General features: G+C 58.3%; 20 protein-coding genes and 1 pseudogene. 6 read left to right on the top strand and 15 right to left on the bottom strand.

Translation table 11 applies throughout. The features are described from left to right. Both ACI2JR_RS21220 and puuD read right to left on the bottom strand, forming a co-directional pair. Positions 1–74 (bottom strand): annotated as a pseudogene (locus ACI2JR_RS21220) (transcriptional regulator); the annotation flags it as partial. A 25-nt stretch (positions 75–99) separates the two neighbouring features. Continuing rightward, positions 100–852, bottom strand: a complete 753-nt coding sequence (gene puuD / locus ACI2JR_RS21215) for a gamma-glutamyl-gamma-aminobutyrate hydrolase (RefSeq protein WP_207896607.1) — start codon at positions 850–852, stop codon at positions 100–102. Positions 853–1,077: 225 nt separating this feature from the next. Here puuD and ACI2JR_RS21210 point away from each other — a divergent pair, with 225 nt between their 5' ends. Both ACI2JR_RS21210 and ACI2JR_RS21205 read left to right on the top strand, forming a co-directional pair. Then, positions 1,078–2,496 carry a glutamine synthetase family protein gene (locus ACI2JR_RS21210; protein WP_462479409.1) on the top strand — a complete coding sequence of 473 codons (1,419 nt, stop codon included), beginning with the start codon at positions 1,078–1,080 and terminating at the stop codon, positions 2,494–2,496. Between the two features lie 366 nt (positions 2,497–2,862). Further along, positions 2,863–4,254 (top strand): APC family permease, encoded by a 1,392-nt coding sequence (locus tag ACI2JR_RS21205; RefSeq protein ID WP_132727134.1) that lies wholly within the window; start codon positions 2,863–2,865, stop codon positions 4,252–4,254. A gap of 84 nt (positions 4,255–4,338) precedes the next feature. Here the strand turns inward: ACI2JR_RS21205 and ACI2JR_RS21200 are convergent, their stop codons facing one another. Further along, complete coding sequence (locus ACI2JR_RS21200; RefSeq protein ID WP_095096195.1) at positions 4,339–4,461, bottom strand: small membrane protein; 123 nt, start codon at positions 4,459–4,461, stop codon at positions 4,339–4,341. A gap of 227 nt (positions 4,462–4,688) precedes the next feature. Between ACI2JR_RS21200 and ACI2JR_RS21195 the strand changes: the two genes are divergently transcribed. Continuing rightward, entirely contained in the window at positions 4,689–4,913 is a 225-nt protein-coding gene (locus ACI2JR_RS21195; RefSeq protein WP_132727131.1) for a hypothetical protein, read from the top strand. Positions 4,914–5,045: 132 nt separating this feature from the next. Here the strand turns inward: ACI2JR_RS21195 and ACI2JR_RS21190 are convergent, their stop codons facing one another. Then, the gene (locus tag ACI2JR_RS21190; RefSeq protein ID WP_462479407.1) at positions 5,046–5,840 is read right to left on the bottom strand and encodes an SDR family NAD(P)-dependent oxidoreductase; all 795 of its coding nucleotides are present in this window, start codon (positions 5,838–5,840) and stop codon (positions 5,046–5,048) included. Positions 5,841–5,970: 130 nt separating this feature from the next. Then, complete coding sequence (locus tag ACI2JR_RS21185; protein WP_132727125.1) at positions 5,971–6,420, bottom strand: winged helix-turn-helix transcriptional regulator; 450 nt, start codon at positions 6,418–6,420, stop codon at positions 5,971–5,973. Positions 6,421–6,576: 156 nt separating this feature from the next. On the opposite strand from ACI2JR_RS21185, the gene agp reads away from it, so the two are divergent. Then, positions 6,577–7,824 (top strand): bifunctional glucose-1-phosphatase/inositol phosphatase, encoded by a 1,248-nt coding sequence (agp, locus tag ACI2JR_RS21180; RefSeq protein WP_462479406.1) that lies wholly within the window; start codon positions 6,577–6,579, stop codon positions 7,822–7,824. 73 nt (positions 7,825–7,897) lie between these two features. Here agp and ACI2JR_RS21175 read toward each other — a convergent pair whose 3' ends face one another. Both ACI2JR_RS21175 and wrbA read right to left on the bottom strand, forming a co-directional pair. Next, positions 7,898–8,125, bottom strand: a complete 228-nt coding sequence (locus ACI2JR_RS21175; protein ID WP_132727120.1) for a YccJ family protein — start codon at positions 8,123–8,125, stop codon at positions 7,898–7,900. Positions 8,126–8,145: 20 nt separating this feature from the next. Further along, positions 8,146–8,742, bottom strand: coding sequence for an NAD(P)H:quinone oxidoreductase (gene wrbA, locus ACI2JR_RS21170; protein WP_100685730.1), 597 nt, complete (start codon positions 8,740–8,742; stop codon positions 8,146–8,148). Positions 8,743–9,123: 381 nt separating this feature from the next. Here wrbA and ACI2JR_RS21165 point away from each other — a divergent pair, with 381 nt between their 5' ends. Then, positions 9,124–9,297 (top strand): con-10 family general stress protein, encoded by a 174-nt coding sequence (locus tag ACI2JR_RS21165; protein WP_004860412.1) that lies wholly within the window; start codon positions 9,124–9,126, stop codon positions 9,295–9,297. A 128-nt stretch (positions 9,298–9,425) separates the two neighbouring features. On the opposite strand, the gene rutG is transcribed toward ACI2JR_RS21165, so the two are convergent. From rutG to rutA, 7 genes are read right to left on the bottom strand one after another with little or no spacing between them, the layout of a single operon-like run. Beyond that, positions 9,426–10,745 carry a pyrimidine utilization transport protein G gene (rutG, locus tag ACI2JR_RS21160; protein ID WP_462479405.1) on the bottom strand — a complete coding sequence of 440 codons (1,320 nt, stop codon included), beginning with the start codon at positions 10,743–10,745 and terminating at the stop codon, positions 9,426–9,428. Positions 10,746–10,766: 21 nt separating this feature from the next. After that, the gene (gene rutF, locus ACI2JR_RS21155) at positions 10,767–11,261 is read right to left on the bottom strand and encodes an NADH-dependent FMN reductase RutF (protein WP_462479404.1); all 495 of its coding nucleotides are present in this window, start codon (positions 11,259–11,261) and stop codon (positions 10,767–10,769) included. Between the two features lie 9 nt (positions 11,262–11,270). Beyond that, a complete protein-coding gene (locus ACI2JR_RS21150) occupies positions 11,271–11,861 on the bottom strand; it encodes a malonic semialdehyde reductase (RefSeq protein WP_462479403.1) in 591 nt (196 codons plus the stop codon). Continuing rightward, positions 11,858–12,658 carry a pyrimidine utilization protein D gene (gene rutD, locus ACI2JR_RS21145; protein ID WP_462479402.1) on the bottom strand — a complete coding sequence of 267 codons (801 nt, stop codon included), beginning with the start codon at positions 12,656–12,658 and terminating at the stop codon, positions 11,858–11,860. Before rutD ends, ACI2JR_RS21150 begins: the two co-directional genes overlap by 4 nt. Then, positions 12,655–13,050, bottom strand: coding sequence for a pyrimidine utilization protein C (gene rutC / locus ACI2JR_RS21140; RefSeq protein ID WP_132727108.1), 396 nt, complete (start codon positions 13,048–13,050; stop codon positions 12,655–12,657). The genes rutD and rutC overlap by 4 nt, the downstream gene beginning before the upstream one ends. Then, positions 13,043–13,753: a pyrimidine utilization protein B gene (rutB, locus tag ACI2JR_RS21135; protein ID WP_132727106.1), complete on the bottom strand. Its 711-nt coding sequence runs from the start codon at positions 13,751–13,753 to the stop codon at positions 13,043–13,045. The genes rutC and rutB overlap by 8 nt, the downstream gene beginning before the upstream one ends. Further along, positions 13,753–14,844, bottom strand: a complete 1,092-nt coding sequence (gene rutA / locus ACI2JR_RS21130) for a pyrimidine utilization protein A (protein ID WP_132727103.1) — start codon at positions 14,842–14,844, stop codon at positions 13,753–13,755. Before rutA ends, rutB begins: the two co-directional genes overlap by 1 nt. A gap of 282 nt (positions 14,845–15,126) precedes the next feature. Between rutA and rutR the strand changes: the two genes are divergently transcribed. After that, positions 15,127–15,765, top strand: coding sequence for an HTH-type transcriptional regulator RutR (rutR, locus tag ACI2JR_RS21125; RefSeq protein ID WP_462479401.1), 639 nt, complete (start codon positions 15,127–15,129; stop codon positions 15,763–15,765). Here rutR and ACI2JR_RS21120 read toward each other — a convergent pair. Continuing rightward, positions 15,762–16,157, bottom strand: a complete 396-nt coding sequence (locus ACI2JR_RS21120; RefSeq protein ID WP_462479400.1) for a lysozyme inhibitor LprI family protein — start codon at positions 16,155–16,157, stop codon at positions 15,762–15,764. The genes rutR and ACI2JR_RS21120 overlap by 4 nt on opposite strands. Positions 16,158–16,274 lie beyond the last annotated feature (117 nt).

Below are 16,274 nucleotides of genomic sequence, written 5' to 3'. Positions count from 1 at the left end.
CGACGTTGTGAGAGACCCAGCTGTTGGCGGATCGCTGACAGACGTTTTCCTGGCGCCAGTCCGTCATCGCTCATATTTGCATTTCCTTAACTGTAATGGTCAGAGCCGCTGCTTTTCAGCAATGTGCTTCTGACAGGCGGTGATAAAACCTTCAAACAACAAACGCGACAGGGCGTATTCGCTACTGTTCCATTCCGGGTGCCACTGCACACCCAGCGCGAACGGATGGTCATTGACGCTGACCGCCTCTGCCAGACCGTCTGAAGAGCGGGCTTCGACGCGCAGACGCGAGCCTACCGTTTTTGCTCCCTGCCCATGTAGCGAGTTTACCCAAAACGTGTTGCAGCCCGGTATTAACTGAGAAAGTAATCCTCCTTCCTGAACCTGCACTTCGTGAGAAGGCGCATATTGCTGTTCTACCGGCAGTTCAGGATCTTCGCGGTGTTCGAGGAGCTGCGGCTGCTCGAAAAGACGACGATACAGAGTCCCGCCGGTGGCGACAACCAGTTCCTGTAACCCACGGCAGATGGCGAAAATGGGGATGCGCCTTTCGAGTGCGGCATTAATCAATGCCATGCTCAGAAGATCACGCCCGGGATCGGCGTCAGGCTCATCGCCGTTTTCACCATAAAGGTGCGGCTGCACATTGCTGGGGCTGCCTGGCAGATAAATTCCGTCCAGTTTCGGTAACAGCGCGGCAAGCAGTTCTGGCTCCGCCAGCGCGTGCGGCAGGGCAATCGGCAACCCTCCGGCGTTAATAATGGCATTCAGGTACTTTTCTTGCAGGGTCTGGGTCTGGTGACCCTTCAGCCTGTTCCTGCACATCACGACGCCAATAACTGGCTTGTACATTATATTTTCCATGATCGCCCTCACAAAGTGGACTAAATTATGACCATTTAGGGTATCAAATGGCCATATCGTTCAATATTTTCTCAATCTAGCAGCGCAAATAGCCGTTTGCAAACTTAATTTAACATTTGACAAACAATTTATTTGCATACACATTCGAAAGGTGGACATTATATTTAACGGCAAGAGAGCCTGAGTCCGAAACCAACACAACGGCGGTGAATGATGGAAACCAATATCGTAGAAGTTGAGAATTTTGTTCAGCAGTCAGAAGAGAGACGGGGCAGCGCATTTGCGCACGAAGTGAAACGCTACCTTGAACGCTATCCGAATACACAGTATGTCGACGTGTTATTGACCGATCTGAACGGCTGTTTCCGCGGCAAACGTATTCCGGTCTCCAGCCTGAGCAAGCTGGAGAAGGGCTGCTACTTCCCGGCGTCGGTTTTTGCCATGGATATTCTCGGCAATGTGGTGGAAGAGGCGGGCCTGGGTCAGGACATGGGCGAGCCGGATTGTACCTGCTTACCGGTGCCGGGAACCTTAACCCCTTCCGCTGCCGATCCAGAGTCTATCGGCCAGCTGCTACTGACGATGGTTGATGAAGATGGCGCTCCCTTTGACGTTGAGCCGCGGAACGTACTGAACCGCCTCTGGCAGCAGTTGCGCCAGCGCGGATTGTTCCCCGTGGTAGCGGTAGAGCTGGAGTTCTATTTACTCGATCGGAAACGCGATGCCGAAGGCTACCTGCAGCCGCCTTGCGCACCGGGGACCGGCGATCGCAACACCCAAAGCCAGGTCTACTCCGTTGACAACCTCAACCACTTCGCCGACGTGCTGAACGATATTGATGAGCTGGCCCAGCTGCAGCTGATCCCGGCCGACGGCGCGGTCGCCGAAGCGTCGCCCGGTCAGTTTGAAATCAACCTGTACCACACCGATAACGTGCTGGAGGCTTGCGATGATGCGCTGGCGTTAAAACGCCTCGTGCGTTTAGTGGCGGAGAAGCATAAGATGCACGCCACTTTTATGGCGAAGCCTTATGAAGAGCATGCGGGTAGCGGGATGCACATCCATATCAGCATGCAAAACAATAAGGGTGAAAACGTGCTGGCGGATGACGATGGCGAAGATTCAGCGCTGCTGAAACGCGCGCTGGCCGGGATGATTGACCTGATGCCGGCGTCGATGGCGCTGCTGGCGCCAAACGTTAACTCCTGGCGTCGCTTCCAGCCGGGAATGTATGTTCCGACTCAGGCCTCGTGGGGACACAATAACCGGACGGTGGCGCTGCGTATTCCCTGCGGCGATCGCAATAATCATCGCGTCGAGTACCGCGTGGCGGGGGCGGATGCCAATCCATACCTGGTGATGGCGGCCATCTTCGCCGGGATCCTGCACGGACTGGACAACACGTTGCCGCTTCAGGAAGAAGTGGAGGGAAATGGCCTCGAACAGGAAGGGTTGCCTTTCCCGATTCGGCAAAGCGATGCGCTGTGGGAATTTATGCAAAACACTAGCCTGCGCGAGCGCCTGGGTGAACGTTTCTGTCACGTTTACCACGCCTGTAAGCACGACGAATTACTGCAGTTTGAACGACTTATCACCGAAACAGAAATTGATTGGATGTTGAAAAACGCCTGATCGGCGCCCCGCAAGGGGCCGACAGGTTTGATCGACAGGTAGCATCATACGGCCTGAGCGGAGCCTGGTCGAACGTTTTGCTGGCAGCCCAGCCATTTCCCGGATGTCGCGTAAAGGAGCGCAGGCGGCAACGGGGCTTCAGTTAACGACACAGTGTGTGACGAGGAAATGAGATGATGCAGATGTTCAAATACCCGCAGGGAGAAGGGGGCCATGAAGGCCGTAATGAATGCCGTAATGAATGCAAATCCACCGCCGCTCGCCGGTACGTTTTAGCCGATGGTCCCCGTTTTACCCCCTTGCTAAGCAGGTTTGTTACCCGGTCATTGCGCCCACAAACCCTCGTTGGCATGGGGGGACACGTTCATGGCTGCTAATTCCGATTCTGTGATGTCATCCGCAGATGGCAAGCCGCGTCTGCGCAAGTCGCTCAAACTGTGGCAGGTGGTGGTGATGGGGCTAGCCTATCTCACCCCGATGTCGGTGTTTGATACCTTTGGGATTGTGTCGGGAATCAGTAACGGTCACGTACCGGCCTCCTATCTTCTGGCGCTGGCTGGCGTGCTGTTTACCGCCATCAGCTACGGTAAGCTGGTGCGTCAGTTCCCGGAAGCGGGGTCGGCGTATACCTACGCGCAGAAGTCGATCGGCCCGCACGTGGGTTTTATGGTGGGCTGGTCATCGCTGCTGGATTATCTCTTTTTGCCGATGATCAACGTCTTACTGGCGAAGATCTATCTGTCCGCGCTGTTCCCGGAAGTGCCGCCGTGGATGTGGGTGGTGGGCTTTGTCGCGATTCTGACGGCGGCGAACCTCAAAAGCGTCAACCTGGTGGCGAACTTTAACACTCTGTTCGTGCTGGTACAGATTGCGATCATGGTGGTGTTTATCTTCCTGGTGGTGCAAGGGCTGCATAAAGGTGAAGGGGTCGGGACCGTCTGGTCGCTGCAACCGTTTATCAGCCAGAACGCCCATCTGATCCCGATCATTACCGGGGCGACAATCGTCTGTTTCTCGTTCCTCGGCTTTGACGCGGTGACTACGCTGTCGGAAGAAACCCCGGACGCCGCGCGCACTATCCCGAAAGCGATCTTTCTGACCGCGGTATACGGCGGGATTATCTTTATCGTCGCCTCTTTCTTTATGCAGCTCTTCTTTCCGGATATCAGCCGCTTTAAAGATCCCGATGCCGCGCTGCCGGAAATTGCGCTGTACGTTGGCGGGAAACTGTTCCAGTCGATCTTCCTCTGCACCACCTTTGTGAATACCCTGGCGTCGGGTCTGGCTTCGCATGCCAGCGTTTCCCGTCTGCTGTATGTGATGGGGCGCGATAACGTCTTCCCGGAGCGTATTTTTGGCTATGTGCACCCAAAATGGCGTACCCCGGCCCTCAATGTGTTGATGGTCGGCGCTGTGGCGTTGTCGGCGCTGTTCTTTGACCTGGTGACCGCGACGGCGCTGATTAACTTCGGTGCGCTGGTGGCCTTTACCTTCGTTAATCTGTCGGTGTTCAACCACTTCTGGCGGCGTAAAGGCTATAACAAAACGGGGAAAGATCGCGTGCACTACCTGATTCTGCCGCTGATTGGCGCGGCGACGGTGGCGGTGCTGTGGGTGAATCTGGAAGTGACGTCGTTGACGCTGGGTCTGGTGTGGGCGGCCGTCGGCCTGCTGTACCTGACCTGGCTGACCCGACGTTTCCGTCAGCCTCCGCCGCAGTTTGATGGTAGAAAAGCGGAGCAGGCCTGGGAGTCGTAGCGCAGGTGGTCACTGAATAAAGAAAAGCAGGCAACATGCCTGCTTTTCTTTTGTCGCTATAGCGTCTCTATAGCAGAGCGGAGATTATTTTTTCTTCTTGTGAAAAGGCAGCTGGCTGGCGCGACGCTCCTTGACGTATGACACCAAACTGTAAAGCGCAACCCCCAGCAAAATGACCGCAGCGAGAAGGAGAATAATACCGGACATACACAATCCTGGGCCCTGGTTGAAAACGATGCACTCTATAAATACGCGGCTAAGATAGCATCGGGATATGTCTGAAATATGACTCTTCCATCGGTAAAACCTAACAAACGCGCCAGGTAAACCTGTTGTTTTGTCGGGCGGGGTAACACTCCGTTAAGTGATTTTACAGACGCGCGGCCTCCAGGCTGTTACTCTCCACGTGAGTACGAATTGTCTGAGAATAATGAATGCGTAATAAACATGTCGTCAGCCTGATTGGGCTGACCCTCATCCTGGCCTCCTTTACCACCCTGGCGGAGTCAGAACGTCAGCAAACCCGCGAACGGATCATGGATCAGGTGCTGAAACCCTGTGAAGGCAAAAAAGCCGGTGACAAAGTGGTGATGGTCGATCGCCGTGGCGGTGAACATGAAGCCATCTGCACGTTGACGGCGGTCCCGCTACCGGAGTAACCGCCGCCATCGGCTACAGGTTTGCCGTACCGCCATCAACCCGCAGCTCGCTACCCTCGACATCGCTGGATTCATCAGATGCCAGATATCGGGCTTTTGCCAGCTACTGCGGCGTGCTCATCCGCTCAAACGTTACGATGAGCGATAGCGCGGCGCAGGCTGCCCGGTGCGCGCGGTGCTAAACAGCGCCAGCCGCGCCTGGTCGAAGTTCTCCCACAGCGCCAGCTCGTGGACCGGCGGTAAAGTGACGTTTTCCCCCTGATCCAGGCCGCTGAGCGCGGCGTCCACCAGATCTTCCGTCGTCATCACCGAGCCGGCAGGCAGCGCGTCAAGGGCGACGCCGGAGGTCGGCCACAGGTCCGTCGCCGTCGCCGCCGGGAGAACGACCTGGATACGCAGGCCGCTGTCGGCAAACTCCTCCTGCAGTCCGCGGGTAAAGCTGAGAACCCACGCTTTGCTGGCGCTATAAACGGCGCTGCCGGGCAGGGTATGGAGCGCGAGAATCGAGGCGATATTGATCAGCGTCCCCTGACGGCGCGGGCTGAAGGCGGCCAGCGCCGCATAGCTCAGACGCAGCAGGGCGGTGGTGTTCAGGGTATGAATGGTCTGGTGTTCGCTCACGTCGGAGGCAAGAAATCCGCCCATTTTCGCGGTTCCGGCGTTATTGATAAATAACGCAATCGTCGGGTCCGACTGCAGGCGTTGTTCAACGGCGCGAATACCGCTTTCTTCACTCAGGTCAGCCTTCAGCACGCTGGCCTGAATGCCATACTGGCTTTGCAGTTGGTCCGCGAGGGCCTGCAGGCGTAGTTCACGCCGGGCGACCAGGATCAGGTTGTAACCCCGGGCGGCGAGGCGCCCGGCATAGACAGCGCCGATGCCGGAAGAGGCGCCGGTAATTAAAGCGGTTGGGGAGTGCGTAGTCATGGTGAAGCCTCAATTAATATGGTTGCATTATTAAACCAAATTCAGCATGAGATAATTGGTTTAATAATGCAACCAATGGCGCGAAATTTTTTTGTTATATCAGCAGATCAGAATTGAATAATTATTTAAATCAATCTGTTGTTGGCAGTCGGGCGGTGATCTCATCGGGGCGGAGCGCGCGGCCATCGGCGGCCTGCAGCACCAGTTTGCGCAGCGGCTGGCGCGAGAGGGTATCGATCAGCACCGTAGCGGGCTCATCGGCAGTAAACAGATACTCATCGGCCCATTGACCGAGCGCCACCAGCACGGTTTGCAGGCCGCGCCCTTTTTCAGTGAGCACGTATTCCTGCCAGGCGCTGCCGTCAGAGGCGGGCTGGAGCGTCAGAATCTCTTCTTCCACCAGCATTTTCAGCCGCCCGGCGAGCATATTTTTGGCGATGCCGAGGTTTTTCTGGAATTCACTGAAGCGCCGGGTTCCACGCAGGGCGTCGCGGACGATCAGTAATGACCACCAGTCGCCGATAACATCAAGGGAGCGGGCGATAGGGCAGCAGCTGTTTTCCAGACGGGTACGTTTCACGATGACTCCTGTAGCTTCAATGGTTTTATTATAAAACTATTTTGCCGGACAGGGAAAAGTTTCTGTCGTCACCTCAGTTTGCGAGCTATTACCCGGAAAAATGTCATAAATTTGTCACAATAAAGGCGATGATAATCACTGACTGAGGGTTAAGGGATGAGAAAGAGTCTACTCGCTGGCATTGTCGCAGGCGCCGTACTGGTATCCGCAGCGGTCCAGGCACAGGAACAAGCGGCACCGCAGGGCTATCAGCTGCAGCAGGTGCTGATCATGAGCCGCCACAACCTGCGCGCGCCGCTGGCGAATAACGGCAGCGTGCTGGAGCAGTCAACGCCGAAATCATGGCCAGAGTGGGATGTTCCCGGCGGTCAGTTAACCACCAAAGGTGGGGTGCTGGAAGTTTACATGGGGCACTATATGCGTGAATGGCTGGCGCAACAGGGGCTGGTCACCAGCGGAGAGTGCCCGCCGGAAAACGCGGTTTACGCTTATGCCAACAGCCTGCAACGCACGGTGGCCACCGCGCAGTTCTTTATTACCGGCGCCTTCCCGGGCTGCGGCGTGACGGTGCATCATCAGCCGCAGATGGGCACGATGGACCCGACGTTTAACCCGGTGATTACCGATGATTCCGCGGCCTTCAGCGAAACAGCCGTGCAGGCGATGGAAAAAGAGCGGCAAAAAATGCCGCTTACCGACAGCTACAAGCTGCTCGAAGAGATGACCGACTATCGCAATTCGCCTTCCTGTAAGGAGAAGCAGCAGTGCTCGCTGAGCGACGGAAAAGACACCTTCAGCGCCAAATATCAGCAGGAGCCGGGCGTCTCCGGGCCGCTGAAGGTCGGCAACTCGCTGGTCGATGCTTTCACCCTGCAGTATTACGAAGGGTTCCCGCAGGACCAGGTGGCGTGGGGGGAAATTAAAACCGACAAGCAGTGGCAGGTGCTGTCGAAGCTGAAAAACGGTTATCAGGATAGCCTGTTTACCTCAACGGAAGTGGCGCGCAACGTCGCTAAGCCGCTGGTGAAGTATATCGGCAACGCGTTGGTCGGCGATGCGGCACAAACGGCGAAGGTGACGCTGCTGGTCGGCCATGACTCGAATATTGCCTCGCTGCTGACGGCGCTGGATTTCAAACCCTATCAGCTTCATGCGCAGAACGAGCGTACGCCAATCGGTGGCAAAATCGTCTTCCAGCGCTGGCATGACAGCGGCGCGAATCGTGAGCTGATGAAGATTGAATATGTTTATCAAAGCACCGCGCAGCTGCGCAACGCCGAGGCCCTGACGCTACAGTCGCCGCCGCAGAAAGTGACCCTGGCGCTCAACGGTTGCCCGGTGGATGCGAACGGTTTCTGCCCGATGGAGACATTTAAGAAGGTGATGAACGACGCGGCGAAATAAAAAGTGGGCGGGCCATGGCGGCCCGCCCGCTTATTGTTCAGGTCTGCCCGGTAGGCATACCGGGCACGACGAGTCAGACGTTTTTACGCTCGATAGTCTGCTCACCCCAGAAAAGGGAATCTTTATCCGTTTTCGCGAAGGCCAGGGGCAGGACCTCATCGCTGCCTTCTTCCCAAATTTTCTCCGCGAGCTTTTCATCATATTCGGCTAATTCGAAAATCGCTTCGGCGATCTCTGGAGAAGTGTTTCGTAAACTTGCCCATTCACCCACGTGATGGGCTTTCGCTTCTTGAGTTGGCATGCAAATCCTCCTGCTGAAGGTTAGCCGTGTAGTTTAACTGCCAGGCCTGCGACATGTTCACCCTGATAACGGGCAATCGCCAGCTCTTCCTGACTTGGCTGGCGGGAACCGTCGCCTCCGGCGATAGTGGTCGCGCCATACGGCGTGCCGCCGCGAACCGTCGACACATCAAAGAGCTCCTGCGCGCCGTAGCCAATGGGAACAATCACCATCCCATGATGGGCAAGCGTAGTCCAGGTTGAGGTAATGGTCTGCTCTTGTCCACCGCCGGTACCGGTGGAGCTGAATACGCTGGCAAGTTTGCCGTACAGCGCGCCGGAGGCCCACAGACCGCCGGTCTGGTCGAGAAAGGTGCGCATCTGTCCGGACATATTGCCGAAACGGGTCGGGGTACCAAAGATGATGGCGTCATACTCTGCCAGTTCCTGTGGCGTGGCGACGGGCGCATTTTGCGTTTTCCCGCCTGCTTTGGCAAAAGCCTCAGCCTGCATAGTTTCCGGCACGCGCTTCACGACCACCTCAACGCCGTCGACTTTGTTCGCCCCTTCGGCGACGGCATGAGCCATGGTTTCGATGTGTCCATACATTGAATAATAAAGCACCAGAATTTTAGCCATTTGCATCACTCCTCGGTTGCGTTATAGGCCAGCCAAACGACTGACTATCTTTAAAGATAAGGCCTCTGGCTAAGAGTGCAAATCTAACAATCATTTATTTGATTTATAACAAAATTGCAAACAACACGTTTGTAGCAAAAAGATACATCTTCGGCGCCGCGCTTTTCGTCAGGCATAAGAAACGGTTAGCGCGACGCTGGCGCAGCAAGCTCCCTTTGACGTGGCAATTTATTGCAGAATGTTACTATTTACCTGGCGAACGGGTTTCATTCACTACGCTTAAAAGCACGCGCGACGAAAATGGCCAGGCCATCGGCCGCATAATGGCGGCCTCGTACTGCGCGTAATGCAAGATGATGTCTAACCAAGTGGAGGTCAGTGATGGCAAACCATCGTGGCGGTTCCGGCAACTTTGCCGAGGATCGTGAAAGAGCATCAGAAGCAGGTCGTAAAGGTGGTCAGCATAGCGGGGGGAACTTCAAAAACGATCCTCAGCGCGCCTCGGAAGCTGGCAAAAAAGGGGGCAAAAACAGTCACGGTAACCGCCACAGCTGACGGATACGCGGACTGTCTGTGATGTGGTTTTAATCTCCCGGGCGCCAGCCACATCCACCTCGCCGCCGGCATCCGCCGGCGGTTTTTTCTTCCCCGGCCGCGTGCGGCGCAACCGGCGAAAAGGTGGCTCAGACGGTGGCGTTGGACTGTTCCGCCAGCGCGGCACGGCGGTTGAGCAGCGCGTGCAGTAAGATCGCGCCAAAGGTGGCCGTCCCGATGCCGCCAAGGGTGAAGCCGCCGATCGACAGGGCGAAATCCCCGGCGCCTAACACCAGCGTCACGGCCACCATAATCAGATGGCTGTTGTGGCTCAGATCCACCCGGTTCTGCAGCCAGATGCGCGCGCCCGCGACGGCAATCAAACCGAAGACTACGATCGATGCCCCGCCGATAACCGGCCCGGGAATGGTGTGGATCAGCGCGCCAAACTTCGGCGAAAACCCGAGCAGAACGGCAATAAGCGCCGCGGCAACGAAGACCAGCGTGGAGTAGACTTTGGTCACCGCCATCACGCCGATATTTTCCGCGTAGGTGGTCACGCCGCTGCCGCCGACCGTGCCGGAAAGCATCGTCGCCAGCCCGTCGCCGACAAACGCCCGCCCCATATACGGGTCCATATTGCGCCCGGTCATCCCGGCCACCGCTTTCAAATGCCCGAGGTTTTCGGCCACCAGAATCACCGCCACCGGCGCAATCAACATGACCGCCTGGCTACTGAACGTCGGCGTGGTGAATTGCGGCAGTCCGAACCAGGCGGCCTGTTCCAGTAAGGTGAAATCCAGCGGTTTCCCTAACCCGAAGACGTTGGCCAGCAGCGCATACAGCACGCAGGCAACAATCAGGCCGACGAGAATCAGCAGCCGCTGGATCATCCCGCGGGTAAAGACCGCCACCAGGCCGATACACAGCACCGTCAGTACCGCCATCCAGCCGTCAAAGGCGGTTGCCGAGACGCTGCGCACGGCAATCGGCGCCAGATTCAGGCCAATGGCCATCACCACCGCCCCGGTCACGACCGGCGGCATCAGGCGTTCAATCCAGCGGGTGCCGACTTTCATCACCACGACGCCAATCAGGGTGTATACCAGACCGCAGGCGATAATTCCGCCGAGAGCGACGCTGAGGTGCGGGTTCAGCCCCTGGCCGTTAAACCCGGTAATGGCGATCACCACCCCGACGAAGGCGGCGCTGGAGCCGAGATAGCTTGGCACCCGCCCGCCGGTCACCAGGAAAAACAGCAGCGTGCCGATGCCGGACATTAAAATCGACAGATTGGGATCCAACCCCATCAGGATCGGCATCAGGACGGTGGCGCCAAACATCGCCACCGCGTGCTGCACGCCCATCACCATAGTCTGCCCGAGGGAGAGACGTTCATCGGGGGCCACCACGCCGGATGCGGCGGAGGGGGAGGTCAACTGCCAGCGAGGAAAATCGAAAAGTGCCATGATGATATCCCGGGTTTGAGGTTAACAGGCTGGACGCAGAAGCGTGTGGTAGCCGCGGTCGAACCACATCAGTCCGCGCGGCTCCGGATGTCTGACGACGGCGGCGACTTCACAGAACAAAATGTCGTGGGTGCCGACGCTGACTATCTGGCTGATGCGGCAGTCGAAGCTGACCAGCGCATCGGAGAGCCGCGGGCAGCCGGTGAGACCGGTTTGCCATTCGGCGGCGGCAAACCGTTCCGCCATCGGCGTCTTGCCGCCAAAAAGATTCGATAAGGACTCCTGCCCCGCCGCCAGAGTATTGACGCACAGCGCCTGATGCTGGCTGAAGGTCGGCCATACCGAGGCGGAGCGGTTCAGACAGACCAGCAGCGTCGGCGGGGTATCGGTGACGCTACAGACCGCGCTGGCGGTAAACCCGGCGCGGCCCGCCGGGCCATCGGTGGTAATCACGTTGACCGCCGCGCCGACCTGGGCCATGGCGTCACGAAAACTCTGTTTATCCGCTACGGACATGGGATCTCCTTACGCCAGCTGGCAGGCATCATCAAAGGACAGGCGCGGCAGGCGGCCATACAGTTTGGCTGCGTCGCCATAACCAATATTAATCAACAGGTTGCTTTTCCAGCCGCTGTCGGCAAAGAACGCCGCATCGACTTTATCGCGGTCAAATCCTGACATCGGGCCGGTATCCAGGCCAAGGGCGCGGCAGGCGAAAATGAGATACGCCGCCTGCAGAGAGCTGTTGCGAAAGGCGGTCTCTTCCGCCAGCTGTGGGCTGGAGGTGAACCAGCTGCGGGCGTCGCCGTGGGGGAACAGCTCCGGCAGACGATCGTAGAAGACGCGATCCCAGGCGAGGATGGCGGTCACCGGCGCGCTCAGGTTTTTTTCAAGGTTGCCGCTGGAGAGCGCCGGGCGCAGTTTCTCCTTGCCCTCCGGCGTGCGGACAAAGAGCACGCGCGCGGGGCAACAGTTGGCGGAGGTCGGCCCCATTTTCATCAGGTCATAAACTTCATGCAGCAGGCTTTCGGCGACCGGTTTATCCAGCCAGCCGTTATGGGTCCGGGCGTGATTGAACAGGGTGTCACGCGCGCTTTGGCTAATGCTTTCGCTCATAGATTTTCCTTATGTGGGGACAGCAGAGTGGCCAGGCCGTCGCATAAAATAGCGTTGAAGGTTCCGGCATCGGTGACGTTGCAGGCATGACCGCCCCAGGTCATCTCCACCCGCTGACTGCCCGCTATCGCCTCCTGTAAGGTGCGCGAGCAGGAGGCGGGCACCAGCAGATCGTCATGGGCGCTGATAATCAGCGTCGGGCAGGTCACCGCACAAGCCTGGCGGGAAAAATCGGCCTGCTTCAACGCCTGCAGCCGCTTCAGCAGATTCTCCTTGCCCTGAAAGTGGCTGAGGGCGAGAGCATCTTCCGCCTCCAGCCGCGGCATCCGCGCGGCCATCCATTCCGCCGGGTAGAGGAATAAAGGCTGCGCTTCGACCCACGCCTGGGCGCCGCCGGCATGCAGCAGGCGCTCGCGCACCTGGAAGCAGCGGCGGGTGTGCGGCGAAAGGGTCAGCCAGCCGTTGACCAGCACCAGCGCGCTGACCGCCTGCGGCCGATCCAGCGCCAGCTGTAAGCCAATAAGCGCCCCCAGCGCATGGCCGACCAGCGCAAAGCGCGAGATGCCGGCCTCCTGCAGCGCGCGCCACAGCTCCTGGGCCATGGTCGCCATGCTATAGCCGGCGGGCAGCGGGCCGGCATTCTCACCGGTGCCGTTGTGGTCGTAGGTCACCAGCTGATACTGTTCCGCCAGCGCCGCGCGCTGCGGTAGCCAGTAGCTGCCCGCACCGCCTAAGCCGGCGCTCATCACCACCACCGGCGCGCCATCATAGGGGGCGGGGGAGATATTCAGCTTCATGGCGTCGGCTTCCCGATGTGGGCGACCGTCGCTATCTCCACCAGCGCCTCCGGCTTGACCAGCCCGCACTGAATGCAGAAGCGCGCCGGTTTATCACCGGGGAAAAATTCGGCATAGACTTCGTTAATCGCGGCGTAGTTTTTCCAGTCGGTGATAAAAATGCTGTTGAAGGTCACATCCTCCAGACTGCCACCCGCCGTTTCGATCACCGTTTTGATCGTGTCGAGAACGTGGCGGGTTTGCGCCTTTGGGTCGCCGATGTGGACCACGTTATTTTGCTTGTCAAACGGCAGGGTGCCGGAGACATACACCACCCCATCGGCCAGCGTGCCAGGGACGAAAGGGGCAATCGGCGTGGTGGTGCCGGGCGGAATAATCACCTGTTTAGGCATAACGTTTCTCCTCGCTGAAAGGGAGTGGAGCGGCAGGCTGGAGCGCCTCGCAGAAGCTGGCGACGTCGCTGACCCAGCCAAAGAAGGTCTCAATGTTGAATAGCGCGGCCTGCTGGGCGAAGGCCGGTCCGGCCTGATGGGTGGCGTCTTCCAGCACGACGCCGAAGTATTCGAGGAAGAAGCCGTCGCGCAGGGTCGATTCCACGCAGACGTTGGTGGCGATCCCGGTAAAGACCAGGTGACGGATGCCGCGGCTGCGTAAAATGCTGTCCAGCGGGGTGTTGAAAAAGCCGCTGTAGCGCGGTTTCGGCAGCACCACGTCGCCGGGCTGCGGCTGCAGTTCATCGACCAGCTGATAGTCCCAGCCGCCCTTGGCCAGCAGCTTACCCTGTAGTTCAGGGCGCTGGCGCATGGTCTTCAGGGCGTTGGATTTGTGGTAGTTCGGCGAGCCCGGGCCGCCGGCTTCCCTATATTGATCGTCCCAGCCGTTCTGGAACCAGATAATCAGCATGCCGGCGGCGCGGGCGGCGGCGACGGCGGTATTAATATTGTCGATAACCGGCCGGGTGGCGGAGACATCAAACCCGGCGAGATCGAGATATCCCCCCTGGCTGGCGTAGGCGTTTTGCATATCAACAACGATCAGCGCGCTATTTTGCGCCGGGAAGCTCAGGGATTCCGGACGGGCGGACAGGGTAATCATCAGGCAACCTCGCGGGTAACGGTGGCAATATGGTCGCGGCAGCGCATCAGCGGTTGAATACGCTGGCCGAAGGCTTCAATGCCGATCAGGAAATCGTCAAACGTCAGCAGGACGCCGTCGGTGCCGGGGACGGAGGCGACGTCGTCGAGCATACGGGCGACGCTGGCGTAGGAGCCCACCAGCGTTCCCATGTTGATATTGACCGCCGAGGTCGGATCGGCCATCTGGCGGACGTTGGTGTCGCTGCCGGAGCGGGTGTCTTTCTGACTTTGCTCGGTGAGCCACGCCAGCGCTTCGTCATCGGCTCCCGCCTTGTAGTGCTCCCATTTGGCGCGAGCGGCCTCGTCGGTTTCGTCGGCAATCACCATAAACAGCACGTACGACCCGACGTCGCGGCCGGTTTTTTCCGCCGCCTGCATCATCCGCGCGGCGGTGGGGGCAAAGGCGGTCGGGGTATTGACCCCTTTACCGAAGCAGAAGTTGTAATCGGCGTACTGCGCGGAGAAGGCCATACCCGCGTCGCTTTGCCCGGCGCAGATCACCTTCATCGGTTGTGACGGCTGCGGGCTGACGCGGCAGTCGTTCATGGTGAAGTAGTCGCCTTTAAAGTCGCTATGCCCGGTGCCCCACAGGTCGCGCAGTACCTGGACATATTCGGTGAGATAGTCGTAGCGGCGGGCGAAGTAGTCATCGCCGGGCCAGATGCCCATCTGCTCATATTCCGGTTTTTGCCAGCCGGTCACCAGATTGACGCCGAAGCGGCCGCCGGAGATGGAGTCAATGGTCGAGGCCATCCGGGCGACAATCGCCGGCGGTAGGGTGAGCGTCGCGGCGGTGGCATAGATCTGGATCCGTGACGTCACCGCCGCCAGACCGGCCATCAGGGTGAAGGATTCGAGGTTATGCTCCCAGAATTCGGTTTTTCCGCCGAAGCCGCGCAGTTTGATCATCGACAGGGCGAAATCAAAATGGTAGTGCTCGGCTTTCTGGACGATGGCTTTATTCAGCTCAAACGTCGGCATGTACTGCGGGGCATGGGTGGAAATCAGCCAGCCGTTATTACCAATCGGAACGAAGACACCAATTTTCATACGTACCTCTCTGCAGTCGTTGAAGAAGGCGCGCGGCGTTGCATCCTGCATCTCCCTGGGTCACCTCGCAGGAAAGATAAAGCAAAGGGGATGCCAGTTTTACAAAAATCAATGTTATTAATGTGTTGCGTGTTGGTTGCTGAGTATGGTGGTGAAAAAAGTGGACTGGATGGTCAAAAAGAGTGCACGAAAAAACGGCAGTCATGCGCAATTGGGGTGCATAAGGTCGTGTCGGCGTTGGGCTTTTGCTATGCTGATGGCGTCGAAAGAAGGAGATGAGGTATGGCACAGGGCGCCGTGAAAAAAACCGGAAAACGTTCGCAGGCGGTGAGCGCAAAAAAAGAGGCTATCCTGGCCGCTGCGCTGGATGCTTTTTCGCAATTTGGTATCCACGGCACGCGTCTTGAACAGGTTGCGGAGCTGGCCGGGGTATCGAAAACGAATTTGCTCTATTACTACCCGTCGAAAGAGGCGCTGTATATTGCCGTGCTGCAGCAGATCCTAACTATCTGGCTGGCGCCGCTGCGGGCCTTTCGCGAAGATATCAGCCCGCTGGTGGCTATCCGCGAGTATATTCGTTTGAAGCTGGAGGTGTCTCGCGATTATCCGCAGGCATCGAAGCTGTTCTGCCTGGAAATGCTGCAGGGGGCGCCGCTGCTGATGGGCGAACTGACCGGCGATTTGAAAGCGCTGGTGGATGAAAAGTCGGCGATTGTCTCCGGCTGGATCGACAGCGGCAAGCTGGCGCCGGTCGACCCTCAGCATCTGATCTTTATGATCTGGGCGACCACCCAGCATTACGCCGATTTCGCCACGCAGATCGAGGCGGTCACCGGCGCGACGCTACGCGATGAGATGTTCTTTCAACAAACCGTGGAGAACGTCCAGCGGCTGATCATTGAAGGGATCCGGGTGCGTTAATTCGCCGGGGGAAGCGGGCAGCTCTGATCGCCATCTTCGCACTGCAGCAGCGAGGCGAGGAACGACTCCCGTTCGACGGTTTTGTCCGCCATGCACTGCGCGATCAGCATCGGCTGGACGCTTCCGCCTTCGGCGGCGGAAGCGAGGAAGGCGCAGTCGGCGTCACGCAGCGCGATCCACGTATGCTGCGCCTTTCTCAGCAGCTCCAGCTGTTTGCCCGGGGCGCGTTTCAGCGCTTCCTGATAGGTCTGATTCAGTTTTTTATCCGCCGCCTGATACTGCGCCGCCGCGCACTGATTCATCTCCGCCTGATTACTGGCGTTGGCGCATTCGTCCGCCAGCGCAGGCCCGCTGACCAGCAGGGCGGTAAGGGCAAGTAAAGTACGTTTCATTGATCCACTCCCATAAAAAAAGCTCCCGTTGGGGGAGCTCTAATTAACCACAGCCTGCATCCGCTGTCATTAGCTGACGTTGACGCCGACCGCTTTCCCGGGGGGGCGGCGCCGGGC

Origin of the sequence: Klebsiella sp. NPDC088457, from assembly GCF_044900465.1 — a bacterium.
GTDB lineage: Bacteria > Pseudomonadota > Gammaproteobacteria > Enterobacterales > Enterobacteriaceae > Klebsiella.
This window is presented reverse-complemented; position numbering and strand designations above follow the sequence as displayed.